This is a genomic window from Methanosarcina sp. MSH10X1 (assembly GCF_004099695.1).
Lineage (GTDB): Archaea > Halobacteriota > Methanosarcinia > Methanosarcinales > Methanosarcinaceae > Methanosarcina.
Genome location: NZ_SCHL01000001.1, coordinates 104,491 through 130,124, shown reverse-complemented (window position 1 = coordinate 130,124; position 25,634 = coordinate 104,491). Strand labels below are relative to the sequence as shown.

The following is a 25,634-nucleotide window of genomic DNA, read 5'->3' as shown; positions in this document are numbered from 1 at the left end:
CATGACTGTTTTCAATAAATTATAACAATATGTGGTGCAGTAAACTAAACTAATAATTACCCCTAACTACCTCTGAAAAACAACCCAGGAAGAAAATAAAAATTGATCCCTATGCACCCGAAAACTCAACAGATTCTCGAAGTCTTTGAAGAGATCAATAAGATCCCGAGGCGCTCAAAACAGGAAGCACAGATTTCCATCTGGCTGCAGGAGTGGGGCAGGTCAAGAGGCTTTGAGGTAAAAGCCGATGCCCTGAACAATGTACTTATCAAAATCCCTGCATCATCAGGATATGAGAACTCTCCCACGCTTATTCTGCAGGGGCATATGGATATGGTCTGCGAAAAATCCAGGGAGTGCATGCACGACTTTTCAAGTGACCCTATCAGATGTGTTTATGATGAAGAATGGCTGAGGGGAGACGGGACTTCCATAGGCGCGGACAATGGGATTGCACTTGCAATCGGGCTGGTGCTGGCAGAAGCAGGAAAAAACGGAGAAATCGGACATCCGCCGCTTGAGTTGCTTTTTACGGTAGATGAGGAAACAGGGTTGACAGGAGCGAAGGGACTTGAACCCAGTTTCTTTGAAGGAAAGGTACTTCTGAACCTTGACTCCGAGGATGAAGGCGTTTTTGTAATAGGATGCGCAGGCGGGCAGAATTCGATGATTACACTCCCTGTTGAGTGGGAGCTGCTTGATTTTAAAGAGGAAAGCTTATTCGGGTTTTTCAGGCTCTCGGTTGAAGGGCTGGAAGGCGGGCATTCGGGGGTTGAGATCAATAAACAGCGTGCAAATGGGATACAACTGCTCTCCCTGGCACTTGCCGGGCTCAGGGACAGGCTGGGGGCGGAAAATTTAAGGCTTGTCCTGATAAACGGGGGCAGTGTCCATAATGCAATTCCCAGTACTGCCGAAGCCTTTATTGCACTCCGCAGGGAAAAACTTAAGCAGGCAGGGGAAGCCGTATCAGGTATGAGGAAGGCTTTTCAGGCTGAGTATGCAAAGACCGATCCCGGGCTTATCCTGAGCCTCGAGGAGATTGGCAGGGAAATAATCTTTGAAGTTGCAGGGGATAGGATCCCTGAAAAAGAAGCGTCCCGCATCCGGGTATTTTCAGCGGAGACCGAAGAAAAACTGATTGAGCTGATCCTGCAGTTGCCGCATGGGGTTTACAGGATGTCGGAGAATATTCAGGGGCTTGTCGAGACATCAAACAATCTTGCAACGGTACGGACAGCTGAAAATGAAATAATAATCGTATCAAGCCAGCGCAGTTCTAACAATCCTAGATTGGCTGAAATAACCGGAAAATTGGAAGCCGTGGCAAAGCTCGCAGGCACCTGGATTGAGCATGAGCCTGGATACCCGGCATGGGAGCCCGATCTAGAATCCGAACTGCTCACGAAGTGCAGGCAGGTTTACACCGGAACTTTTGGAAAAGAACCCGAAATCAGAGTGATTCATGCAGGGCTTGAGTGTGGCGTAATCGGTTCGGTCCATGAGGGCATGGAGATGATTTCTTTCGGGCCGACGATTAAAGATCCGCACTGTCCTTCGGAAAGGATCTTAATTCCTTCGATCGAGAAAGTCTGGATCTTCCTGGAGAACCTTCTAAGAAGTTATCGCTGATTAAAAGTTCTTTTTATGCGGAATATTCATTTCCTCAGGTTTTTTTCGGGCGGAAACGCATAAAGCTTCCGCTTAAGATTCTTGCCAGGTCAAACTTTAGAACTGGTCCGGGATGCCAGAGGTATAATTGAGCGGGTCAGCCAGGGATAGCATATAATGTTTGGTCCTGCCGACCCTACCGTTACCCTTACTTCATATCTTTTTTCTGCAACTTTCATTCATCTCTAAGTTGTTCTCTCACCCTCAACTCGGTTTCACGTCCAACAAAATTATAGACTATGCCAGCAAGGATCGCTCCAACAATTGGAGCTATCCAGAACAGCCAGAGCTGTTGAATTGCCCAGCCGCCGACGAACAATGCCTGGGACGTACTGCGGGCAGGATTTACTGAGGTATTTGTCACCGGAATGCTGATCAGGTGAATCAGTGTCAGTCCCAGCCCAATTGCGATTGGCGCGAAGTGTGCTGGGGCCCGATAGTCGGTCGAACCGAGAATTATGATGAGGAACATGAAGGTCATTACAAGCTCTGTAATAAGAGCTGCATATAGTGAATACCCGCCGGGTGAGTGTTCCCCGTATCCATTAGCTGCGAAACCGCTTTCAACCAGATTGAAGCCGGGCTGACCGCTGGCGATCTGCCATAACACGAAAGCCGCAATGATCGCTCCAGCCAGCTGTGAGATAATGTACGGGATGACATCTTTTGCGGAGAACCGGCCACTTACAAGAAGACCGATTGTGACAGCTGGGTTGAGGTGGGCGCCTGAGATGTGGCCAATAGCAAAAGCCATCGTCAGGACGGTCAGTCCGAATGCCAGGGAAACGCCTGCAAAGCCTATGCCCATCTCGGGGAAACCAGCCGCCAGAACTGCACTACCGCACCCGCCAAGAACCAGCCAGAAGGTGCCTATTAATTCTGCCAAACATCGACGAGTTAAATCCATGAGAATCCCCTCTCTTTAATTCTGAACGCCAGTAACTGTCTGCTCATTTTCAGAATCTGTAACCCCATTCCCTGGCTCACTGCTCAGGTTTTATCTTAATCTATTTGATCCCCTACGTTTATAAATCTACTTTTATATTTTCTAATTTATTTATCTATTGACTCCTTTGCCCGCATTTGAAATTATTGTTTTTTCAAAATAGCGTCCTGCAAAAAGGAATCGTCCTGCAAAAAGGAATCATTCTACTTAAATAAAAAAAGTTGTTATTCCTTCAATTGAGAAAGTCTATATCTTCGGCTAAAGTTTATTAAAAACTATTAAGGATTTAACGTAAGGATCTGACGTAGCATCCTGTAAGAGTAAACATAAAGAGAAGTGGGAGAATCAATGAATTCAGTTTCAGTCTTTCCTTTCGTCTGATAACCAGCTCGATTCGCTGTCTTCAGTGACCACCTTCCCTATGGCTGCAAGGCATTCACCTTCCTCGCGACTCCGCTTGGTTATGCGTGAACGAACTTTCATAAAATAAGCCAGAGCTGCAATGGGTAAGGCATAGCCTATTCCATAAACAGCCAGGTTTATTTCTTGCGGTTCAAAGATCACGCTCAAGAAGTTAACTCCCAGCACAACAATGGTGAGCCCAACAAGGTTTAACTCCAGTTCCTCAATATCATTTATTTTCAGCCATCCCGGGAAAGGGAGCGGCTGGATAAATAATTGGTAGAGCCCTAAAGAAGTAAGAAAGAGTACTGTACCGACTAAGAAGAGATGGACAGTTTCCACGATTTCAACGATGATATTCATCTCTGGATCTGTCTCTGCCACTCCTGTAATCAGTACTACCATAAAATGAACAATATCGATGCCGCCTTTAATAAACAAAGCGCAAGTGGCAATCGCCAGCCCGATCACCGGAATCAGTACGAAAAAGCGCATTCCTGCAATAAATCTCACGACTTTGATCGGAAGCCCCCCTCCCAGCTTTGCTTTGTTTTTTTATTTCTATCTTTATATTTATTCTTTTTATATTTTGATTTATTCTATGAGCCGGAATCAATCTCATAGATATTTTAATCTACAGTACCGTTCTGTCCTATTTTACAGTCTTTTATCGGACCCCATTGTTTTCTTGCCTTACTCCCGGCTTGTGATTGTCAGTTATGGCTGCGAGTTTATAGCTATTAGCTTTGAGAAAATTAAAATCATATTCAGAGGGTATATTCTCTGGAGATATCTGGTTATAGTAGTCCGGCCTTTAATGTTTTTTAAGTTGCTCCCAGTTATTTAAAAAAAAAATTTGCCTGTTTTTTCCTCCGGGTTTACTCTTTACTTTCACCCGATTCCATCATATTTGCCATCCAGCGCGTATCATCGGAACTTTCCAGAATCATTTTAACAACCATTGTAAGGGGTACGGCTATAAGCGCACCTGAGGGACCCAGCACAAAAGCCCAGTAGAATAAAGAAAGAAATACTATTGATGGAGATAATTTCAGGCTTTTTCCTGCAAGAGCCGGAAGAACAATACTTTCCACAAACTCGTTTATAAGCCAGATCCCGGCAAGAACTGCAAGCGCTCCGAGAGGTCCATACTTAAGTAGTGCAAGCAGTACAGGTGGAAAAGATGCCAGAATAAAGCCGAGAAACGGAATATAACCGAGCAGGAAGGCGAGAATTCCCCAGAGAATTGCAAAATCGATTCTTGCGATAAGGAGAATTATGGCTGTTCCGGTGCCTGCAATCAGATTGGTTTCAGTCCTGATAAGAATGTAGCTCACCAGGCTCTTGCCAAGTTCGATAACTCTTAAAAATAGCACTGGTTGAGTTTCAGCTTTCCTTTGCACCTTTCTAAGGGCGCCTGCCGCATCAAGCAGCAAAAACGTTGTAGTGGTGATGATGAGCACGGCTGTTGTTCCGGTGTTCAGAGCTCCTGTAAGAATTCCTGCAGTCAGACCAAGTACGAATGCCCCTATATCACGTAGAACTCCTTCAAAGGAAAATTCATCTGATGCGGGCAAATACTGCTCAAAATTCTGTATAAATTCCAGAAATTGGGCTTGATAACCCGGAATCTGGCCGCTGAGCTGGAACAGGGAGCCTGCAACAAGAAGGACTGCACCTGTGGCAACAATAATAAAGAAGAAAATTACCAGCCCTACACTTACTGGACCGGGTATGCCCTTTCTCTGGAACCAGTTAACCAGCGGGGCAAAGATCAGAAATGCAAAAATCGAGAAAAAAACAGGCACAAGTATATCTGAAATCTCCCGCATCCCGATTGTCAGGATGACTGCCGCCGTACCGTAGAGGAGAATCCTGGCAGGTACTGAATAGCTACCGTTATTAGTTTGATCTGTATTCATTTAGGCTCCCGGACACCTTTATACCCATTAATTAACATTCAACTACTGGTATAAAAAAATTTTCACAGAGTTTCGAATTTTTCTTGTCCATCCGTGTTCTTGGCTTTTTTCTGCTTTTTTTAACTGTGCTCAGGATCTTCAGCGGGAACAATCCACCTGGCAAGCCATCTCATTTCATCAAACCTTTCAGATACGAATTTCAAAATATCGTAAGTGATACTGACAGTATCACACCTGTCCTTCCCAGTAAGTGGTTTCACTAGAGCAGGGAAAAATAAGATTGCGGGAGATATTGAGGAGATAAATTGAGCCCCTTCCCTGTTAATGAGGGGATAACAGGATTTTCCAAAAACATATTCACAATCATAAAAATGGTAGGAACAGCAAGGGTGCCCACGAAGGTATGAATTAGAGTACGGCAAAAATCGAGGAAAAAGGGTTGTAAAAATCGAGGAAAAAGGGTTTAAAAACCGAGGAAGAAGGGTTGTAAAAATAGAGGAAGAAGGGTTGTAAGTATCACATGGGTATATACCCATGCACATGTTACACCCTGTACATTTTGGAGATTTCCAAAATTACCGGCATAGATCACCTGATTCGCTTAAAATCCAGCTGTCCAGCGTTTAAAACCTGTTTCCCGCTTGTCTCAGTTCTGATATTCAGGTTGAATTAACAGGCAATTAGCCCGATTTGTTCTTTTTGCTTCCTTCACACTCAGGTGCTCCCGATTCCCTGCAAGAGCCTGTCCATAACCTGATCCACGGTAAAACTTGCAGCTTTCTGGCGTGGAGGGTAATCTTTGAAAGTTGCTAAAAAATCACCCACAATAGCCTGGGCAGGCACCAGCAGGAAGGCATGATCCAGCAGCCAGTCATAATAGGTGTTTGAGGTCTGATCTGCCCTTTCATAGGGGTCAGTGCGCAGGTTGAAGATTTTTGGTACGCGAAGCTGGACAAAAGGTTCAGCCCAGACCTGTAAGGTACCAATTACGCGCTGCTCCATAAAGACCATTTTCCAGTTATCGTACCTGAGAGCTACCAGGTCCCCATCGTCGGAAAAGTAAAAGAATTCGGTACGTGGGGATTTCTTTTCTTCTTCTGTAAGGTATGGAAGCAGATTATAGCCGTCAAGATGCACCTTGAAAGTTCTGTCTCCTGCTTTATAGCCTTCTTTGAGTTTCTCCTTAATGTCCGGCTCTCCGGCGGCTGCAAGGAAAGTGGGCAGCCAGTCAAGATGACTCACGATCTCATTAGAAGTCCTGCCTGCCTGGATCTTAGCAGGCCAGCGCATTATTTCGGGAACGCGGAAAGCTCCTTCCCAGCAGGAGTTTTTCTCGTTACGGAACGGGGTCATGGCAGCATCGGGCCAGGTATTCATATGGGGCCCATTGTCCGTGCTGTAGACAACTATAGTGTCATCGGCAATTCCAAGTTCATCCAGCAAATTCAATAGCATACCGACCTGCCGATCGTGCTCGATCATTGCATCATGATATTCCGACTGCCAGCGCCCGGACTGCCCCTTTATTTTCTCCGGGACATGGACCCTGAAGTGCATCCAGGTAGTATTGAACCAGACAAAGAACGGTTTCCCATTCTCATGCTGGCGCTTAATAAAATCGGTTGCTGCTTCAAGAAATTCCAGATCTACGGTTTCCATGCGTTTTCGTGTTAGCGGGCCTGTATCTTCAATGCGGCCGTCAGAATAGCTCCGGATTACGCCCCTCGGACCATAATTTTTCCGAAAATCTGGAAAATCCTTCTCAGGTGGATAGTCCGGATTTTCCGGTTCTTCCTCAGCATTAAGGTGGTAAAGGTTGCCAAAAAACTCATCGAAACCGTGGCGGGTAGGCAAATGTTCATCCCGGTCTCCAAAATGATTTTTTCCAAACTGGCCCGTGGCATAACCAAGTGGCTTTAATAATTCGGCTATAGTCGGGTCCTCGGATCGGATTCCAAGTTTTGCTCCGGGCATGCCTACTTTACTCAAACCTGTGCGGAAGGCACTCTGTCCTGTAATAAAAGATGCCCTGCCTGCGGTGCAGCTCTGCTCCCCATATGAGTCCGTAAACCTTATGCCTTCATTAGCTATCCGGTCAATGTTTGGTGTTGTGTACCCCATCAGACCGTCACTGTAGCAGCTGAGGTTACTAATGCCAATGTCATCTCCCCAGATGACCAGTATGTTTGGTTTCTTTTCTGTCATTTTTATCCCCATTATATAGATTAATTGATATTTCGGATTTTGGGCCCCTTTTTCTTGAGGCCGTGACAGCGTTTGAACTTGAGCCCACTGCCACAGGGGCAGGGGTCGTTTCGGCCTGCACGGGCAAAAGCGTCTTCCAGGACCAGTATTCGCATGACCTCTTCTGCCGGATAACCCCTGCGCATCAGGCCTGCCATGATCTGCATCGGAAAGTCGATATGATGGAAGAAAGCTTTCCAGCCTCCGCAAAGGTAGTTCAGGCCGGTTTCTCCGGTAGAAGTGGCAAGAAAGCGGTTTTTAGGACATTCTCCCCTGCAAGCAAAGAGCACATCGCATTCACGGCATTCCTGCGGCAGAGTATCATGTTTGTCCTGACCGAACCTGTACTGCTTTTCCGAGGCAGCAAGCTCAGAAATCTCTTTTACCATGATATTGCCAAGAAGGTAGTCCGGCTCCACAAAATGATCGCACGAGTAGAGATCGCCATTGTGCTCCAGAGCAAGCCCCATACCACATGTCTCTTCAAAAACGCACATGCCTGAAGGCATGTTCAGCCATCTGCGTACAGAAGCCTCAAAAGTCTGCACGAAGACCCTGCCCACATCATTTCTCACCCACTCGTCGAAAATACGGTTCAGAAAGCTTCCAAACTGTTCTGGTTGCACCGACCGGTCCGAGACCGTGTCCCCTTTCTGATAAAGGGAGTGTCCCTCCTCATTTATCCTCTCTACAACCGGAATGAACTGAATCCAGTCTGTTCCGGCTTCGTCCCGCAGAAAGCGGTAGACTTCCAGCGGATAATCGGCATTGACCCTGTTTACTGTTGTCAGGACATTATATTCCACGCCATGTTTTTGTAGCAGGCGAAGCCCCCTCATGACCCTATCGAAAGTCCCTTCCCCTTTTTTGTCCACCCGGTAGGCATCGTGCAGTTCACGAGGGCCATCGATGCTGATCCCGATGAGAAAACCGTTTTCCTTAAAGAACCGGCACCATTCGTTGTCAAGCAGCGTACCATTTGTCTGCATAGTATTTTCGAACGTCATGCCCGGTTTTCTGTACTTTTCCTGCACCTCTATTGCATGCCGGTAAAAGTCGATTCCCATCAGGGTAGGTTCACCCCCCTGCCAGGCAACAGTTACCTGCGGGCTGCGGTGGGCTTCGATAAGCTGCCGGATGTAATTCTCCAGAACGTCGTCTGACATGCGGAACCTGCTGCCGGGATAGAGCAGTTCCTTGTCAAGAAAAAAACAATAGGAACAGGCCAGGTTGCAGATGGCTCCTGTTGGCTTGGCCAGCACATGAATTCGAGGAGGAAGATGGTTTTCTATCATTTCCATTCACTATAGGGATTGTTCTTCAGCAGTTTTTCACATTTTTGCGATAAAGATCTAGCAGGCAGAAGATACTTTTTAAAATCCATAACTCTTATATTGTTGCCAATTTCAAGAAACTGAATGAGGTTTTCAGAGAGTTAACTCTCTGGCAAGGTCTGATTTTTCATTCGGGATTATTCCTCAGCAAAGGCTTCCCGAAGTTTTTCTTCGCCTTCCTCGGACAGGTTGGTAGCAATTATCTCAAAATTGAACTGCCTCATGGCTTCGAAAACCTTATCCTTGACGGCATCGCTGGTCATAAGAAAAAGGGCTGACGTACCTGGAGTCACTTTGCTGCGGACGGATCGGATGAACTCATCGTTAATGCCCACATCGGACATGGACCCTGCCATTCCACCCATTGTGGCTCCAACGACCAGGCCTAATATAGGAACAAAGAAAAGCAGGCCAAAGAGCATGCCCCAAAAAGCGCCGCTAAGTATCCCCTTATCTGTTTCACTTTTCAACTGCTCGGTTTTTGGCTTCTTCTTATCCGCAGGCCAGGTAACTATGGCTGCATCATGCAGGGTGATCAGATTCTGCTTGCTCAGATCTTCAATCACGTGACGTGCCTTTTCAGCACCATCGGTAGTTTCAAACTTCAGAACTGTTAGAGTTGCCATTCCTCAAAACCCCTTTTATTCTCCTACCAGCCTTTTTTCCTGAAAAATAAATAAAAGCAAAAATGTGGAAAGGAACCGACCTTTTGCTCCTTTCCTCCACCTTCCTATCGTTTTTGAGAAACCGCTGTTCTCCTTAATTTTGCTTTCTGGAGGGGCGGCTTTCAGGTCAGAATTCAATGTGCTGGAGCTGCTTCCTCTTCGGCAAAGGCAGCGCGCAGTTTTTCTTCTTCTTCCCTGGACAGGTTGGTGGCAATTATCTCAAAATTGAACTGCTGCATGGCTTCGAAAACCCTATCTTTCACGGCATCGCTGGTCATAAGAAAGAGAGCTGATGTACCAGGAGTCACTTTGCTGCGGACAGACTTGATAAAGTCATCACTAATCCCGACGTCTGCCATGGAACCGGTGAGTGCACCCAATGCGGCACCGACAACCATGCCAAATATAGGAACGAAGAAGATAAGACCGAACAGCAAACCCCAGAAAGCGCCGCTCATTGATCCTACGCCTGATAGATCCGATAATTGTTTGGTTTTAGGCTTCTTCTTGTCCGCAGGCCAGGTAACTATGGCTGCATCATGCAGATTAATCAGATTCTGCTTGCTCAGATCCTGAATCACATGAAGTGCCCTTTCAGCACCGTCAATAGTTTCAAACTTCAGAACAGTTAAAGTTGCTATAACTCAAACCTCCTTTTATATCATGGATTTTATTGATTTTTGTGTTTTCAAGCCAGTTCGGCAACGAAAGCGAAACGATCGTCTCCATTACCGTTTTTAAATCCTGAAAAACCGGAGTATCGCGTCTATTCTTCAACAGACTGCACTATTCAGAGGTATGTGAATTAATTAAGATGGCCTTTTTTGGATACTATCGATTTCAACCTGGGTGCCGAGATTTATCAAATGTTTTATCACAGAACCGCTTACCAGGTATCTACCGGTTAATATTACTCTGTCAACCCCCAACTAATCCTCGAGATTTCCCAGGCTCGGCGTTCAATAATCCACTTTATATAATTATTCTTTTATATATATCATCCTATGCATATTGATTAATTTTATCTGGTCTGCTGAGCAGGATTATTCTTTAAAATCAGGGGTACTTTTCTTCTTTAGCCAATCCTGTTTTTCTTTCAAATCTTTACCATATACGAAAACTGCCAGCTCATCACCTAGATCAGAAAATGTAATGTGAAATCAGGAGGAGGCATTGATTTATTTTGAATTTCTCAGCCATAACCGGGTATAGATAGCTGTCAATGCCGCTAGCTGGTATTTTCGGAATCACAGGGCTTTAGAACTTCAGGGCGAACTTTCTAGAATCCTTTCCTCATCCTCATCTCTATCCCCACTTGATTCCATGAGTTTAGCCATCAAGCGTGTATCTTCGGAACTTTCCAGAACTATTTTTACAACTATTGTAAGGGGTACGGCAATGAGCGCACCTGCTGTCCCCAGTACGTAAGACCAGTAAAATAAAGAAAGAAACACAAGCGTCGGAGATAGTTTGAGGCCTTTTCCCGCAATAGACGGGAAAACGACATTCTCCACGAGCAAGTTGACAAGGGTGATGGCTATAAGGACACCTACTGCCCCTATAACCCCATATTTGAACAGGCCAAGTAAAATAGGTGGAATAGCTGCCAGATAAAAGCCCAGATAAGGAATATAACCGAACAGGAAGAACAGGAGACCCCAGAGAAGAGCAAAATCTATGCCCCCAATAAGAAGAAGTATAGCAACTCCAATGCCCCCAAACAGATTGGTCTCAGTCCTCAGGAGCATATAGCTTACGACAGTTCTGCTCAATTCAGTAAACCGCGAAACATGGACTGGCTGCCCTTCAGCTTCTCTCTGTACCTTTTTTGGCGCACCTGCAGCATCCAGAAGCAAAAATGTTGTCGTGATAAAAATGAGCACAAGTGTTGACCCTGCACTTAAGGCTCCTGTAATAATTTGTGTACTTACACCGAAAGCAAATGCCGAAATATCGCGCAAAGCCGATTCCAACGATACTCCGGCTTCAGGCAAATATGTTGAAATACTGTTCAGAATACTCTGCAACTGATTTTCATAGCTTGGTATCCTGCCACTGAGCTGGAGTAAAGAGCTCGCAAAGAGAATTGCGGTTCCAACAAAAACAAACATGAACAAAAGGATCACCACAAGAACGCTGATCTTTCCCGGAACCCCTTTCCTCATGAGCCAGTGAACAAGAGGAGAAAAGATCAGAAAGGCAAAAAGCGCGAAAAAAACCGGTACCAGTATATCTGAAATCGCTTTCATACCGAGTGTAAGGAGAACCGCAGCAGTACTGTAAATCAGGATTTTGGCTGGTGTTGAAATGGTACTTGTGTTTATGCTTACATCCCCAAACTTTCTCTTCCCTATCCGAGAACTTTGCGTCAAAAAAATAGTTGCAGCATTATATTATAAAGAATATAAAATTTAGGATATATATGAGTTATCATACATAATATTAAAATTAGGATTTGAAAAAAGCAGTTTGACTAGTTTTTAATTGTTATCTATGTGTTCCACTGGTCCCATTAATCTGGCTGTTTCTTCAAAACCCTTAAGTAAAATCTTCAAAACGATTGTAAGAAGAATTGAAAGCAGCATACTCCATAATCCAAATGCAAAATTCCGGTAAATAAGGCCAGGAAACAAAAAAGCAGCAGAGAATTGCAGGTTTACCTCGCAAGTGACGGGAAAATTACATTCTCTATAAGCGCGTCGACAGCAAAGGTAATGACAATAGATCAAGAGCACCTCAAGGCCCATACTTATAAAATGCAAGCATTATAGGTGGAGTACCATCCTGGTTCCGGTTATCAAAAACATATTTGCTTTTGCCCTTGCCTGCAATATTGTCCTTATTCGCAAATCCTGTCACGAAGATTCCCGGTTCTCATCATCAGATTTATCTTCACCATTTCTGCGAATTCCCGGGGTTTGTGGCCTGTCAGACCTTAAAAGGTATGACTGTAGATCTGCCAGGCTTTATCTGTTTATTGCCGCGCCATGATCATACGCATCTCAGCCTCCTTATCTTCGTGTAACTTGCCGCTTACGTCCACAGTCACCTTAAATATCTTGCCTGTGAACTTGAAGGGAGGCTTGTAGTCAGGTGTAATTGGCGATGCAGGGGCTGAACCGCAGGTGAGCCCGCTGGTTATTCCAAGGGTAATTGGGATCGTTACAGGTATATCAGCCCTGGCAACTGATTTTCCGTCTATAAAGAGTTGCGCTATTCCTGGTGCGCCCTCCCCTCTGGCAAGATTTGGCTTACCTGTCACCTTGAACTCGAAGCTGAGTTGATGCCGTCCCTCTGGGACATTCTCCGAGGATTCCAGATGGTGAAGAGTTCTGGCTACATAGTTGTGTACATAGTGCAACTTTCCATCTTTCATATAGAACGAATAGCCGCCGCCGACAGTGCCATTGGCTAGCAGGACCCCTTCAGCACCTCCTTTAGGAATATCTACATGGGCTGTAATAAGGTGTGAGCGGTTGAGCACATTAACTGCCGCACTCAGGATTACCGGCTCAGTCTCGGGATAATATTTGTAAACCGATCTATCAGGTGCAGCGGAAGGGCGTTCTTCGTTAAGGCGTTGCACCATACGGCTATCGATAGGCAGCACATTATATTTTCCGGCCTCTGTATACCAGATGGCGATCATTTCGATTAACCTGGACCGCTTCTCCTCTGCCACATTTTCGGTCTCTGTCCAATCTTTGTCCACATGGTAAAGTTCCCAGCCTTTTGCATCCAGCTCGACCAGTATATCTGCCGTGATCGGCGAGCCAAAGACATGTTCTGCTTCAGCAAATGAAGGCCCGGGCCATGGACATACGGCGCGCCAACCATCGTAATACAGAGCACGATTTCCTATCATCTCAAAGTACTGGGTGTGATGTTTGGTAGGCGCATCGGCATTGTCGAAGGTATGTGCAAAACTTACTCCTTCAATAGCTGATTGAGTTATTCCCTTAATAGACAGCGGTGGCTCTATTCCCAGGCAATCCAGGACTGTTGGTACCATATCGATAGCATGGGCGTACTGGTTTCTAATCTCGCCTCTGGCTTTCATTCCTCTTGGCCAGTGGACAATAAAGGGATCACTGACGCCACCGCGATAGGTCTCTCGTTTCCAGCGACGGAAGGGCGTATCTCCTGCCCATGCCCAGCCCCAGGCATAGTGGCTGAACGTCTCCGGCCCTCCCAGTTTATCCAGGTATTCAAGGCTCTCCTCCATTAAACCGGGCACATTGTTGAAGAACTGGTTCTCATTGATTGTTCCCGTGGAACCGCCTTCGGCACTGGCTCCATTGTCTGAAATCACCATGATCAGGGTATTCTCAAACTCACCAGCTTCTTTCAGGAACTGTATTATCCTGCCTATATGGTAATCAGTCTGCTCCAGAAACCCGGCATAAACCTCCATCATTCGAGAGTAGATCTTCTTTTCATCAGGAGAGCACTCGTTCCAGTGCGGGACATCCGGATCATGGGAGGATAATCTGGCATTTTTCGGGATAACACCAAGTTCTTTCTGCCGCGCGAACGTTTTCTCCCGATAAGCTTCCCAGCCGTCATCAAATTTGCCTTTATACTTATCTGCCCATTCTTTAGGAACATGATGAGGAGCATGCGTGGCTCCAGGGCAGTAGTACAGGAAAAAAGGCTTGTTTGGGTCGATCTGTTTGGTATTAGCAATGAACTGGATAGCCCTATCAGCCAGGTCCTCATTCAGGGTATAACCTTCTTCGGGAGCCCTCGGGAGAGCAATTACATAGTGATTATCATAAACCAGCTCAGGGTAATACTGGTTCGTGTCGCCTCCCATAAAACCGTAAAAGCGTTCGAACCCTCTCCCCAGAGGCCATCGATCATAAGGTCCTGTTGCCGAAATCTGTTCTAGAGGCGTTAAATGCCATTTGCCAAGAGCATAGGTATTGTATCCATGTTCCAGAAGTATTTCCGACAAAAAACCGTTTTCAAAGGGTACATACCCGTTATAACCGGGAAAACCTGTAGAATTATCGGCTACGGCAGCCATATTGTTTGAATGGTGATTTCGACCGGTCAGTATGCATGTGCGTGATGGAGAGCACAGTCCAGTCGTATGCATATTATTATAGAGAAGTCCTCCATCAGCCAGGCTATCCAGATTTGGTGTGTGAATAGGGCTGCCGTAGCAACCGAGTTGTCCAAAACCTGTGTCGTCCAGCACAATGAACAGTACATTGGGTGAGCCATCTTTTGTTCGTCGTTGTGCCGGCCAGGCCGGTTCTGATCTATCTATCGTACGCCCTATTTTCCCTGGAAAAGGAAATCCAGGCTTATATTTTTTCAGTGACATCTATTTCCCCCCTGATGCTCTGGCATTAGTAAAAGTTCCACTTTACAGAACTGCGAGAACTCCTCAGAACTCGAAGTTTAAGATCATATCGTTTCGTCATGTATAAAATAATATACATGTTATTTTACTTTTGATGGTTTACTGATCTAAATTATATTGAATAAGCTTATTGAAGCAAAGTTATTTACTCCTGGAATTTTTGCGGCAATTAGATACTATAGACCCGGTCTTCGGACCAGTAGAACCAATAACGATATTGTAAGCCGACAATTCAATATCTGCAGCATGAAGAACTTTGTAAATTGCCGTGTTAAGCTGATCTAGCGAAACCCGGAGATCTACATAGTTCTCTATCCAGCACCTGACTTTGAACTTCATTCCTGAATCTGAAAATTCGAGCAAGAGTGCCTGTACCGGTTCTTCATGCATTATCCAGTTTTCCTGCTTCAGCGCATTAAGGATAAGGCTTCTCACACATTCGATATCAGCGCCATAGGATACGACAACATCAGTCTCGACACAAAACATCTTGCCGGGTGTGGAGTAATTCGTAATAAGATCCTCACTTATGACTGAGTTGGGGATTGCTACGAGGCGGTTATCTCTAGTAAGAATACGAGTTGACCTCCAGCTGATCCCTAACCGGTCACCCCATGTGTCAAGCAGTTCGATTCTGATCCTATCCCCCACTTTGAAAGGGCGATCAATTAAAAGCACAATCCTTGATATAATATTGCTCAGTGCCGACTGAGCCGCAAGGCCCAAAATAATACCTCCTACGCCAAGTGCAGCAAGGGATGTATTAATTGCAGCACCTGTGATCCCGAAGTACTCAAGAAGCACAATGACAGCAAAAAGGCCGATGACCAGCAGTAGAATGTTTCTCATAGTTTGAACTACGCGCTTATCGATAACTTCACCCTCTCGCCGGGGAAATTGAAATAGGTAAAGGTCTGAAACGAGATTTATAAGGTGAAAAATGATATAGACTGTTATAATCCAGTAGAAAAAGAAAAAAGTTTGTCTAAGTATTCGATATACGGGCTGATAAACTCCTCGAGCAGCCTTATTAACGCCTGGAGACCCAGTAGAAAGATAGTAATCAGAAGAAAACGTTGCAAAAATCTAAGAATCAGGTTGTCAAGATTTGTCCTGGTTTTTCCGACTGCCGGCCACAACCACCGCTTAAGGATAAACCTGCTTATCAGTATGGCACTAAATGTGGCTACGAGAATAATAGCAATTTGCACAAACAACTTGCTAAAAATTAGTATGTTTTCAGTATTTTCGATATTAACCACACATTACCCCCCTCCTTTTCCAGAATCTCTCCCTGCCGTAAAGTCTCAAAGTACTCCATTCACCATAAAAATTCTACCTCTAAGTTTACAGTTTAATCAGTCCTTTTCTTTCACAACCGGTTAATGTACATTTAACTGGCTCATGCCTTCAGTGACCTTTTATCTATGCCTCTTTAGAAAACTAAGCTAAACTTTCAATAGTAGCAAGCCGAAGACAAAGATCATAGGGTTTGTGACCATCGACCCTGAAATTTTTCTTGATATTAAACTGAAAATAAAAAGCAGTACTCCAAAGGCAATGACAAAAGCTGTGCTTTCTTCAACCATGGGCTCTTTCCTGCTGCTTATCCTGAGCTTTAGCTACAACATTCATAGGGCCAGCAGATCACCGAATATAAGTTATATATCTCTCTGAGGTTACCTGACTCACAGGAGAATTTCATGGTTATTTGAAAATATTTTTTCAATCATGTGCTCTTCAAAACTATTGTTCAAGAAGTTACTCCTCATCCCAAGTGGCTTTTTCCCCCTTTTTGTGATGATAACCAATTTCCTGCGCAAAAACCATCAGCAATATCACAGCAACAATTGATATGAAAAAGATCATGATTGTAACATAAGGATCTCTGAAATTTAAACTTGCAATTGCCAGTGCTACCGAGATATTGCGCTGGGCAGTTCCGAAGCCTAATGCCCGCCTGTGTGATCTATCAGGATCTCCCAGAAAATAGCCAAGTGCATATGACCCAATTGTAAATATAATTCCTGCAAAGAGTGCATAGGTCTCAGTGATAATACGCATCATGGCAGGTAAGTAAGCTAGAATGTAGGATATGATCAGAACGAGGAAGGCAAGGCTACTCACTTCACCAATAAAAGGGCGCATTTCTTCTGCCAGTTCACCGTATCTTGCACGGACCAGAAGACCAAGCGCCAGCGGGATAAGTATTATCTCAGCCATAGATCTGATAAGATCCCAGTCACTGGTCTCGATTCTGGGAAAAAATATAGGGAGAACGACAGGCAAATAAAAAGTTGTTACAACCATAAGGAGTATCATCAGGCCTGATGCAAGAGCAACATCTCCTCTGGCTGCCTGCGTGAGCTTCAGGACGAAAGGAGACCCTGCAACAGTACCAAGAATAAAAAGCCCGATTGCCAGTGGTCGTGGAAGTGAGAATACATACAGCAAGACCAGTGCAAGCGCAGGTACAAGTATAAAATTTGCTAAAAGCGCGAGAAGTACCAGCTTTATATTATGCAGTGGATCAAGAATCTGCCGAACCGTAAGAGAAAGTCCAGCTGAAAATGTGCTTGCCAGCACAAAAACCAGTGTAGCAATGTAACCGGTGGTTTGGAAAAGGCTCGTGAAAGCTTCAGTTTCAACCACGTTTCGAACCTCTTATTCTCAATCATGTGCCATTTGATCGAGTGAAGCCGCAATCGCCAGGATGAGTGCATTATCCTGTCCGGGCTCAATCTCCACTCCATAGGTATCGCGGAGGCGGAACCACTTTTTTGAGACTTCTGCAATCTTCCTCCCTTCAGACTCAATCTCATACTCGTGGTCCAGAATATTTCCACGGATTTCCATATCAGGCCCATCAGGGATTTCAACCTTCCATTTATCCCGCAGAATATTAATGAGATCTTTTTTGACAGTCGCAGCCAGGCCGTCGTCGGCTCTTTTGATTTCCATCGTGTCTCTGATCCTGAGTAACTTCTCCGTGATTTTATAGAGATCATTTCCCCGCAGATCTTTGAAAATCAGGGTGTTGCGAATGCGGAGAGCCTTTCCGTCAACATGGAACGCTCGCTCTCCGGTTTCGTCTTCTATCCAGTAGTCGTCTCCGATGGAAACGAGTTTTTCGTTCATTCTGTAGACATGTCCTCTCGCTTCTTCATGGCCTCCACGGCCCCCAAATAATTTCATCAAAATCACTCCCTTTATTTATGCAGTCTTGATACCTTCTCTTGAAGAAGTGGCTTATTAATCTTTGAATCCTCAATTTCAGGTGCTTTTCCCAGGCATTTTCACAGGGCTTTCCTGTAAATATCAATAATATCTTCTTTTGAAAGATCCCTGGGGTTTGTCAGGCGGCAGACATCCTGCATAGCATGTTCAGCCAGGAGTTCAAGGTCTTCCTCCTTTGCGCCAAGCTCTTTTAACCCGGATGGAATCCCGATATCGGACGCAAGCTTTCTTATGGCTTCTATGGCGCGGTCGGCAGCCTGTTCCGGAGTCAACCCTTCTATATTCTCCCCCATTGCTTTTGCGATATCGGCAAAGCGTTCAGGGACGACCTGCTTATTGTATGCCTCCACATAGGGTAGAAGAATTGCATTGCAAACCCCGTGAGGAAGGTTGTAAAGCCCACCTAGCTGGTGCGCCATGGAATGCACATAGCCCAGGCTTGCATTGTTGAAAGCAATACCTGCAAGGTATTCCGCATGTGCCATCATATCCCTGTTTCTCACGTCTTCCCCGTGGATGACAGCTTCACGTAAGTATTTTGAGATAAGTTCTATGGACTTGATGGCAGCTGCATCCGTTGTAGGCGTAGCCATAGTGGAAACATAGGCTTCAACAGCATGGGTTAAGGCATCCATGCCGGTTGCAGCCGTAAGTGCTGGCGGCATGCTTACCATAAGTTCCGGGTCATTAACCGCTACATCAGGGGTGATGCGCGGGTCGACGATTGCCATTTTGATATGCCTTTTCGTATCCGTAATAATCGTAAAACTCGTCATCTCGCTCGCAGTGCCGGCAGTAGTATTTACTGTGATGAGCGGAGGAATCCCCCTTGTAACTTTGCCCACACCCTCAAAATCATTGATCAGCCCTCCGTTATAAACCACGATGCCGATTGCCTTTGCACAGTCCATCGGGCTCCCTCCTCCGACAGCTACTATTATGTTGCAGTCTTCTTTTCTGTAAATTTCCGCTCCTTCCATAGCTGAAGTATCGGTCGGGTTGGGTTCTGCTCCTGCATAGATTGCGGCTTCCAGATCTGCATCCTCGAGAATTTTATATATATCCAGCGCAAGCTGTCCACCGTGCTTACTTTTCCCTGCGACTATCAGGGCTTTTGTAGCCCCGAGGTCTTTTGCATGCCTTCCTATTTCTTTTACGCACCCGGGTCCCATAAGGGCTACTTTCGGGTTCAGGTAGGTGTATATCACGTCTTCCAACTCCCCTTAGCAATTGCTATAAAATTTTTTGAAATATATTAAATATATAATATTAATGGATTAATAGATGATTTTTCTATGCAGCTAATAAAGTTTTGCTCCCGGAAAGAATTTTTAAAACATCAGCCAGATTTTCTGGCGTATAAAAGCAGATTTTTCAGGTCTTATTGAATAACAAAGGAAAATGCTTAGGCTTACAAACGGTTGAGGATAAATTGCTAAGAATAAAAGAGTTGAGCATATAATTTGTTTTTATTATAATTTGTCGGAAATATATACTGCTTGAGCTAACCCCGATATAATTTTTTTAAAATATATAAAACGAATGAATAACTTCAGTAGTAATCGTTTTTTTTCTAAACGTACAGGTATTTAATTAATCAACCCTAATCAAATATCTATGAATGGGGGCAGGTTTGGAGTAGATTTTCTCTCAACATATGAAGAAGGAATAAAAAGAGAATGGGTTATAGGAAACGGGCTTGGAGGCTATGCCTCCTCTACAATCATTGGGGCAGAGACAAGGACTTATCACGGGCTGCTTGTTGCTGCTCCAGAGAACTCTCCGGGGAGACTTTTACTGCTCTCTACCCTTGATGAGGAAATCTCCATCAATGAAGAACTTTATAAGCTCGCGATCCATAGATATCCCGAAAAAATTTTTCCTGAGGGCTTCAAGCACCTCTCTGAGTTTAATCGCATCCCATTTCCTCTCTGGGTTTACCAGCCCGGGGATTTTACCGTGAAGAAAAAAGTCTTCATGGTCCATAATAGTAATACAACCTTTGTTCTCTACGATATCACATCCCGGAGAGAAGGAGCTTTACTCAGAATTTTCCCTCTTGTAAGCTCAAGAGATTTTAACCTTACTGCCCGCTCAGGATACCTCTCTTTCTTCCAGAGAGCCGGAACTTCGGAAGTGAAACTGGCAAGCTCTACTGGTTTCACTTTCTCTATCTCATCCAATCTCGAGTATCACCCTGAACCCATATGGTACTATAACCTGGAATATGACACTGAGAAACAGCGTGGGCTTAATTTCCAGGAAGATAATTTCAATCCGGGTTATTTTGAGAGCAAACTCGAAACCGGAACTTCCCGTTTTTTTATTGCAGCTTCGACAGGGGATATTTCTTCTCTTACTCTCGAGCAGGTTGATAAACTCTATTTAAGGGAAGCAAACCGGCAGAACCTTCTTGCCCTTGATTCAAAGCTCACCGAACCTTTTGCTCTCAAACTTCTCAAAGCAACCGATTCTTTTGTAGTGAAAAACCGTATTACAGGTGAAAATACCGTAATCGCAGGGTATCACTGGTACTCGGACTGGGGCAGGGATGCCATGATTTCTCTGCCCGGCTTGCTTTTAATTCCCTACCGTTTTGAGGATGCAAGGTCCACCCTCAATAATTTTGCCAGATACTGCCGGAGAGGCCTGATTCCCAACACTTTCCCGGCTTTCGGAGGAGATCCGGTTTACAATACGGTGGATGCTTCTCTCTGGTTTATTCATGCCCTGGACCGATATTTCGCATACACACAGGATTTCCTTTTCCTCTCCGATATCTGGGATACCGTGCATGAGATCATAGATAATTATTACAGCGGCACGGATTTCGGAATAGGCATGGATCCTGATTACCTTATCCGGCAGGGTCCTCAACTGACCTGGATGGATGCTAAAATCGGGGAGTGGGCAGTTACTCCAAGAGCCGGTAAAGCCTGTGAAGTAAACGCTCTCTGGTACAATGCCCTGAAGACAGCTTCCTACCTGGGCACTCTCCTGGGTGAAGATGTTTCCGAATACGAGAATCTCGCAGCCGGGGTAGTTTCCAATTTTGAGAATGCCTTCTGGAACCCTGAGACTAACTGCCTCTTTGACCTTATATCTCAGGACGAGGCAGGAAACGAAGTTAAAGACCCCGCAATCCGCCCGAATCAGATTTTTGTTGTGTCACTTCCCTATACCATGCTTTCCCCTGAGAAAGAAAGAGCCATAGTGGACAGGGTTGAAAAGGATCTTCTTACACCCTTCGGGCTCAGAACCCTCTCAAGTGACCATCCCCTATATAAAGGTCAGTACCGCGGGGATGCCCTTAACAGAGATACGGCCTATCATAACGGGACAGTCTGGCCCTGGCTCCTCGGAGCCTATGTGAAAGCTTATCTGAAGGTTCACGGCTATTCAAACAGCCATCTCGAATCTATGAAGACCCTCCTTGAGGGCTTTGACGAGCACCTTGAAACCGCAGGCATTGGCACTATCTCTGAGGTGTTTGATGGAGATTACCCACACTCTCCCGGAGGTACCATTGCCCAGGCATGGAGTGTTGCAGAGATTCTAAGGGCGTACGTAGAGGATGTACTCGGGATCAAGCCTTGAGAATGGAATTATGATAGGAATAACGGCCTGTACGCGGAATGGGGAATAATATGACCTGGAAAGATCATGGGGAGCTATTTGTACGGCACAGGAAAAATCCTATACTTACAGCTGCAGATTGGCCTTATCGAGCCAATTCGGTATTTAACCCCGCAGCTGCGATAGTTGATGGTAAAATCCTGTTACTGGTCAGGGTTGAAGACCACAGGGGTTTTTCTCACTTTACGGTAGCCAGGAGTGAAAACGGAATCGATGGCTGGGAGATCGACAGTAAGCCAACCTTTTTTCCGGATCCTGTAAATTATCCTGAAGAAATATACGGCGTTGAGGATCCGCGCATAACTTACATAGATGAGCTGGAAAAATGGGCCATAGTATATACGGCTTTTTCGGATTCGGGCCCTTTACCGGCACTTGCCTTTACAGAAGATTTCCGTAACTTTGAGCGGGCAGGACCTGTGATGCCGCCTGATAATAAAGATGCTGCAGTTTTTCCCGTAAGATTTAATGGCAAATGGGCAATGCTGCACAGACCTGCACCTACGGTTCACAGCTTGAAAGCAAATATCTGGATTTCCTTTTCTCCGGATATGAGAGCCTGGGAAAGGCATGATGTGCTTCTGTACGCCAGGGAAGGGGGATGGTGGGACGCTTATAAAATCGGTTTATCTCCGCAGCCCCTTTACACACCTGACGGATGGCTGATCATGTACCACGGAGTACGCCAGACAACGGCTAAAGCAAGTTACAGGCTTGGGCTGGCTCTCCTTGATCTTGACGATCCCACAAAAGTGCTTCACAGGTCGGAAGGCTGGGTTTTCGGGCCGCGCGAGCCTTATGAACGCAGTGGGGACGTTAATGATGTTGTTTTTCCCTGCGGGTGGGTCGTAGCAGGTGACGAACTTCGTATTTATTACGGAGGTGCCGATACTTCGGTATCGCTGGCAAGTGCAAAAATGAAAGATATTATGAAGTATATCTGCGAGTGCCCTGAGAAACAGTGCCCTGAAGATTACTGTAGATGGTTTGAAGGAAATAAGGGCAAATCTAATGGTCCGAAAAAAGGATACGTGTAATCAGGCATTCGGATTATTTACCGAGTAAGGGAAATAATTTATCGTTCCGGGGAAGTAATGATATAATGGACGGAAAAAGAATAGGAAGAGGGCCTCTGCAACTGGACATAGGAATAGTTGTATCAGGCCTTGGAGGCAATTCCAATCAGGAAAGGGATCAATTCAATGGCCTTGTTTCCGTTTTTGGTGTCGACCTGGGGCTCTATATCGGGCCATCGTATAATCCTTTTAAGACTATAGGACCAAGTATAGGCATTGGTGTAGTCATAGGATCTAACGGTTTCCTGGCTGCTAAATTAGGCATTCATTTCAGAAGGACATTCGGCCTGGGTATGCTTTTTCCCATAGCGCCTCTTTATGGGGCTACCGGAGCGAGTCTTATAGCCGCGCTGCCAGTTCCGGAAGGAGCTAAAACTGCGGCAGCTATGCCTTTACTCCTGGTGCCGGCAGCTGTCGTGTACCAGGAAAATCTCAAAGCATTATGCAGGCATGGAATTGCAGCTTTAACGAAACTGAGATCATACTTCCAAGGGAAAAAGAGAAATTTATAATTAACCTAAATTTAACCTTAAATGCTGAAATAGTTCCTGTGAACCTGTTTCCGTGATAGACGAAGCAAAATCCGATTAAAAATAGGAAGGGTTTTTCCCTTATTATTTAACAACTACTTTATTACAGACAAGTTTGTAATTGTTATTATTACTGTATGCGGTCAAACAAACCGTATAAGTTCCTGCTTTTTTATAGGTGTGGGTCGGGTTCTGTGCAGTCGATCGGTAGCCGTCACCGAAGTTCCAGTCCCATCTTGTAGGTTTAACACCTGATGTCGTATCTTTAAAGGTTACTTTCTTTCCAGAGACTACGGATTTGAAACTTGGAACTATTTTTCCATGGTCATTTACAGGTGCTTTTGCAGGTCCTATCGTTATGGCTGCCTTTTTAACCATGCTCACACAACAGTTTCCAGAACCGTATGCAGTTATTTTTACATCAAAGGTTCCAGCCTGTTTTATTATACACGAGCAGGAGCATATCCCTTTAGTCCTGCACTTTGAACAGTAGGAACTTGTTGAACCGACAACCTTTCCGGTTTTCGGATCGATTACCGTATACTGGACAAGTTTAACAGGACCTGATATATAGCCCGTGAACCCGATTTTAGCCGGAGCGGTTTTGCTTACTGCAGGGCTTATATTAACCTTGGTAATTTTCAGATTACTGCATGTTCCCCCTTTACACGATGCACTTGGAGCGCTTGCCATTGCAGAAAATGGCATCAATACCAGTAAAGCTAATACAAAGAAAATAGCTATTCGTCTCATTATTTCTATATTTAGTCAAACTCGATTATAAATTTTAGTAACTGGACCAAATAAATTTAGTATGTATATAAATATATTTAGAATCTTAGTTTGATAATATAACATTAATTTTGAGGATATCAGCCTTAAAAGCTGAAAACTTCGCTAGAATTTGTTTCCAAATGTTGAATATTTCGTACAGTAACGGTTAAACTTTCATTTCCATTTGGGTTTCAAATTCAGTAAACCTTTTTTCTTTTATACGAGTCAAAAAAGAACGTTTGAGGTCATTAAAAACGAAAGTGTGAACTTATCGAGTATGGGTTTTATCTTTAAGTTCTCAGCAAGTTTACCGAAGCGGTTGCCCTGGTAGGGATTGCGGTCAGAATCGCCCGGAGATAACCGATATGGAAAGGTATTAATTAGAGAAGTATGAGTAGTTATATGTGGGTTTATACTTACAGGAAGCCCTGATAAGACTGTGAGGTGAGAATTATGTGCAGTGTTGGAGACTCATTTGATATCGATATGGAAGGAAATTTGCCGGTTAAAGATTATGTTTGCAAAGATTGTGGTAATAAATTCAAAGGTATTGGCAAGAATGTGAAATGTCCTTCCTGCCAGTCCAGCAATGTAGCAGAAACCTGATAATCAACCTGATTTTTTAGATACTTTTTTAATATGGAAAAATCGGCTTCTTCTAAAAACATTTCACTGAAGGAAAGTGAAATGCTTCTCCTGCGCGGCAAGGCAGGAACAGTGGCTATTGTAAAAGCCGGTCCGCATGGGCAGTTTTTTCTGGAAACCGAGAACGAAGAAATTGTACTCGGCCTGGAACCCCATGACCTGATTGTTGCTTCTGCGCTGTCTGTGGACGAGAAAACCGAAAAAGGGCTCAAATGTGTGCTTTTCATGATCCGGGAAATCCGGTCGCCATTAATAGTCCTTCCAAAAAACCACCCTGCATCCCCAAGGCTTCCGATAGTTGTTTCAGCCGGAGGAAAGACTGTCCTCAGCTGCAGTATCACACCCGGCACACACCCGAATCAGGATGTACTGTGCGGTTCAGATGAATTTGACAGCCTTGAGATAACAGGAACGCCTGAAGGCGTACACATTAAAAACTTACCAGAGTGTGAGATTCTGAAGGTTAACTTTGATATCTGAGCAGCGTTTCTTTTTCACTGAACTCTCCAGTAACTCGTTCATATTGCCTCTAAGTTCGATCTGACCATCTAACCGGCTACCATAATACCTGCAAGTTGCAACCCAGGAGTTTTTGGGTTTTCAAATCGGTAATTTTTCGGATGGCATCACCATTCTCTGAGATAACCAGAGACAAGACAACAGCCTCACGGAAAAGCGAATACCATTTTCATGTCGCCGGTCGGATAGAGATATATGCATCAAGGGCAGATCGGATTAGTGGCAGCAAAATCTGGAATTAACAGGTGTCTCCCCCAGGCAGGTGAAACATTTGGTACATAATGAGAAGGGACTGAACAGGGAGGATCTCCAGAAACGGACCGAAATGGACAGCCGCGCAAGAACCCATCTTGCAAACGAGAGAACATTTCTTGCCTGGCTCAGGACGGGACTGGCCCTGATTAGCCTTGGTCTTGCAGTTGCCCAGTTTCTAGCACGCCAGATCATACCGGGTCTGCCCCTGACGCGAGGCATCGCCGTTACTATGGTGATAACAGGAATCCTGATGGTGGTCGACGGCACCAGGCGCTATGTTCGCTATTCGAAGCAAATCGAAGCTGGAATATTCAGGGTCACCACCCGATCCGCTCAGGTTGTGGCCGGGCTCGTTGTTCTGCTGGGATTAATGGCAATCGCTTTCATCCTGCTGCTCCAGAGGTAAT

24 protein-coding genes are annotated in these 25,634 nt (G+C 45.0%); 7 read left to right on the top strand and 17 right to left on the bottom strand.

Features of this window, described 5'->3' with window-relative positions; all coding sequences use genetic code 11:
* Nucleotides 1-111 precede the first annotated feature (111 nt).
* Nucleotides 112-1,632, top strand: coding sequence for an aminoacyl-histidine dipeptidase (locus tag EQO05_RS00490; protein WP_128503120.1), 1,521 nt, complete (start codon nt 112-114; stop codon nt 1,630-1,632).
* 214 nt (nt 1,633-1,846) lie between these two features.
* On the opposite strand, the gene aqpZ is transcribed toward EQO05_RS00490, so the two are convergent.
* The 16 genes from aqpZ to EQO05_RS00420 form a co-directional block, all read right to left on the bottom strand.
* Complete coding sequence (gene aqpZ / locus EQO05_RS00485; RefSeq protein WP_128502731.1) at nt 1,847-2,578, bottom strand: aquaporin Z; 732 nt, start codon at nt 2,576-2,578, stop codon at nt 1,847-1,849.
* A 399-nt stretch (nt 2,579-2,977) separates the two neighbouring features.
* The gene (locus EQO05_RS00480; RefSeq protein WP_240664237.1) at nt 2,978-3,532 is read right to left on the bottom strand and encodes a YqhA family protein; all 555 of its coding nucleotides are present in this window, start codon (nt 3,530-3,532) and stop codon (nt 2,978-2,980) included.
* A gap of 365 nt (nt 3,533-3,897) precedes the next feature.
* Nucleotides 3,898-4,941 carry an AI-2E family transporter gene (locus EQO05_RS00475; RefSeq protein WP_128502729.1) on the bottom strand — a complete coding sequence of 348 codons (1,044 nt, stop codon included), beginning with the start codon at nt 4,939-4,941 and terminating at the stop codon, nt 3,898-3,900.
* 119 nt (nt 4,942-5,060) lie between these two features.
* Nucleotides 5,061-5,201 carry a hypothetical protein gene (locus EQO05_RS15290; RefSeq protein WP_164888423.1) on the bottom strand — a complete coding sequence of 47 codons (141 nt, stop codon included), beginning with the start codon at nt 5,199-5,201 and terminating at the stop codon, nt 5,061-5,063.
* 454 nt (nt 5,202-5,655) lie between these two features.
* Complete coding sequence (locus tag EQO05_RS00470; RefSeq protein ID WP_128502727.1) at nt 5,656-7,146, bottom strand: arylsulfatase; 1,491 nt, start codon at nt 7,144-7,146, stop codon at nt 5,656-5,658.
* 20 nt (nt 7,147-7,166) lie between these two features.
* Nucleotides 7,167-8,480 (bottom strand): anaerobic sulfatase maturase, encoded by a 1,314-nt coding sequence (locus tag EQO05_RS00465; protein ID WP_128503116.1) that lies wholly within the window; start codon nt 8,478-8,480, stop codon nt 7,167-7,169.
* Nucleotides 8,481-8,656: 176 nt separating this feature from the next.
* On the bottom strand, nt 8,657-9,145 hold the full coding sequence (locus EQO05_RS00460; RefSeq protein ID WP_128502724.1) for a DUF1269 domain-containing protein: 489 nt from the start codon (nt 9,143-9,145) through the stop codon (nt 8,657-8,659).
* A 173-nt stretch (nt 9,146-9,318) separates the two neighbouring features.
* Nucleotides 9,319-9,765 (bottom strand): DUF1269 domain-containing protein, encoded by a 447-nt coding sequence (locus EQO05_RS00455; protein ID WP_240664236.1) that lies wholly within the window; start codon nt 9,763-9,765, stop codon nt 9,319-9,321.
* 684 nt (nt 9,766-10,449) lie between these two features.
* A complete protein-coding gene (locus EQO05_RS00450) occupies nt 10,450-11,556 on the bottom strand; it encodes an AI-2E family transporter (protein WP_240664235.1) in 1,107 nt (368 codons plus the stop codon).
* A 364-nt stretch (nt 11,557-11,920) separates the two neighbouring features.
* Complete coding sequence (locus EQO05_RS16055; RefSeq protein ID WP_255420813.1) at nt 11,921-12,043, bottom strand: hypothetical protein; 123 nt, start codon at nt 12,041-12,043, stop codon at nt 11,921-11,923.
* Between the two features lie 115 nt (nt 12,044-12,158).
* Nucleotides 12,159-14,516 carry an arylsulfatase gene (locus EQO05_RS00445; protein ID WP_128502720.1) on the bottom strand — a complete coding sequence of 786 codons (2,358 nt, stop codon included), beginning with the start codon at nt 14,514-14,516 and terminating at the stop codon, nt 12,159-12,161.
* A gap of 180 nt (nt 14,517-14,696) precedes the next feature.
* Nucleotides 14,697-15,404 (bottom strand): mechanosensitive ion channel family protein, encoded by a 708-nt coding sequence (locus tag EQO05_RS00440; protein WP_240664234.1) that lies wholly within the window; start codon nt 15,402-15,404, stop codon nt 14,697-14,699.
* A gap of 599 nt (nt 15,405-16,003) precedes the next feature.
* Nucleotides 16,004-16,144 carry a hypothetical protein gene (locus EQO05_RS00435; protein WP_205793643.1) on the bottom strand — a complete coding sequence of 47 codons (141 nt, stop codon included), beginning with the start codon at nt 16,142-16,144 and terminating at the stop codon, nt 16,004-16,006.
* 172 nt (nt 16,145-16,316) lie between these two features.
* Nucleotides 16,317-17,207, bottom strand: coding sequence for a bile acid:sodium symporter family protein (locus tag EQO05_RS00430; RefSeq protein ID WP_128502718.1), 891 nt, complete (start codon nt 17,205-17,207; stop codon nt 16,317-16,319).
* 18 nt (nt 17,208-17,225) lie between these two features.
* On the bottom strand, nt 17,226-17,750 hold the full coding sequence (locus tag EQO05_RS00425; protein ID WP_128502716.1) for an LURP-one-related/scramblase family protein: 525 nt from the start codon (nt 17,748-17,750) through the stop codon (nt 17,226-17,228).
* Nucleotides 17,751-17,851: 101 nt separating this feature from the next.
* Nucleotides 17,852-19,009, bottom strand: coding sequence for an iron-containing alcohol dehydrogenase (locus tag EQO05_RS00420; protein ID WP_370273486.1), 1,158 nt, complete (start codon nt 19,007-19,009; stop codon nt 17,852-17,854).
* Between the two features lie 400 nt (nt 19,010-19,409).
* Here EQO05_RS00420 and EQO05_RS00415 point away from each other — a divergent pair, with 400 nt between their 5' ends.
* The 3 genes from EQO05_RS00415 to EQO05_RS00405 all read left to right on the top strand — a co-directional run bounded on the left by EQO05_RS00415 (nt 19,410) and on the right by EQO05_RS00405 (nt 23,016).
* Nucleotides 19,410-21,389: an amylo-alpha-1,6-glucosidase gene (locus EQO05_RS00415; RefSeq protein WP_128502714.1), complete on the top strand. Its 1,980-nt coding sequence runs from the start codon at nt 19,410-19,412 to the stop codon at nt 21,387-21,389.
* Between the two features lie 50 nt (nt 21,390-21,439).
* Nucleotides 21,440-22,465 (top strand): glycosidase, encoded by a 1,026-nt coding sequence (locus EQO05_RS00410; RefSeq protein WP_128502711.1) that lies wholly within the window; start codon nt 21,440-21,442, stop codon nt 22,463-22,465.
* A 65-nt stretch (nt 22,466-22,530) separates the two neighbouring features.
* The gene (locus tag EQO05_RS00405; protein WP_128502708.1) at nt 22,531-23,016 is read left to right on the top strand and encodes a hypothetical protein; all 486 of its coding nucleotides are present in this window, start codon (nt 22,531-22,533) and stop codon (nt 23,014-23,016) included.
* 102 nt (nt 23,017-23,118) lie between these two features.
* On the opposite strand, the gene EQO05_RS00400 is transcribed toward EQO05_RS00405, so the two are convergent.
* Nucleotides 23,119-23,742 (bottom strand): PKD domain-containing protein, encoded by a 624-nt coding sequence (locus EQO05_RS00400; RefSeq protein ID WP_240664233.1) that lies wholly within the window; start codon nt 23,740-23,742, stop codon nt 23,119-23,121.
* Between the two features lie 519 nt (nt 23,743-24,261).
* On the opposite strand from EQO05_RS00400, the gene EQO05_RS15285 reads away from it, so the two are divergent.
* The 3 genes from EQO05_RS15285 to EQO05_RS00390 all read left to right on the top strand — a co-directional run bounded on the left by EQO05_RS15285 (nt 24,262) and on the right by EQO05_RS00390 (nt 25,633).
* Nucleotides 24,262-24,414, top strand: coding sequence for a hypothetical protein (locus tag EQO05_RS15285; protein ID WP_164888422.1), 153 nt, complete (start codon nt 24,262-24,264; stop codon nt 24,412-24,414).
* Nucleotides 24,415-24,495: 81 nt separating this feature from the next.
* On the top strand, nt 24,496-24,933 hold the full coding sequence (locus EQO05_RS00395; protein WP_240664232.1) for a hypothetical protein: 438 nt from the start codon (nt 24,496-24,498) through the stop codon (nt 24,931-24,933).
* 310 nt (nt 24,934-25,243) lie between these two features.
* Nucleotides 25,244-25,633, top strand: a complete 390-nt coding sequence (locus EQO05_RS00390) for a YidH family protein (protein WP_164888421.1) — start codon at nt 25,244-25,246, stop codon at nt 25,631-25,633.
* Nucleotide 25,634: the final 1 nt, after the last annotated feature.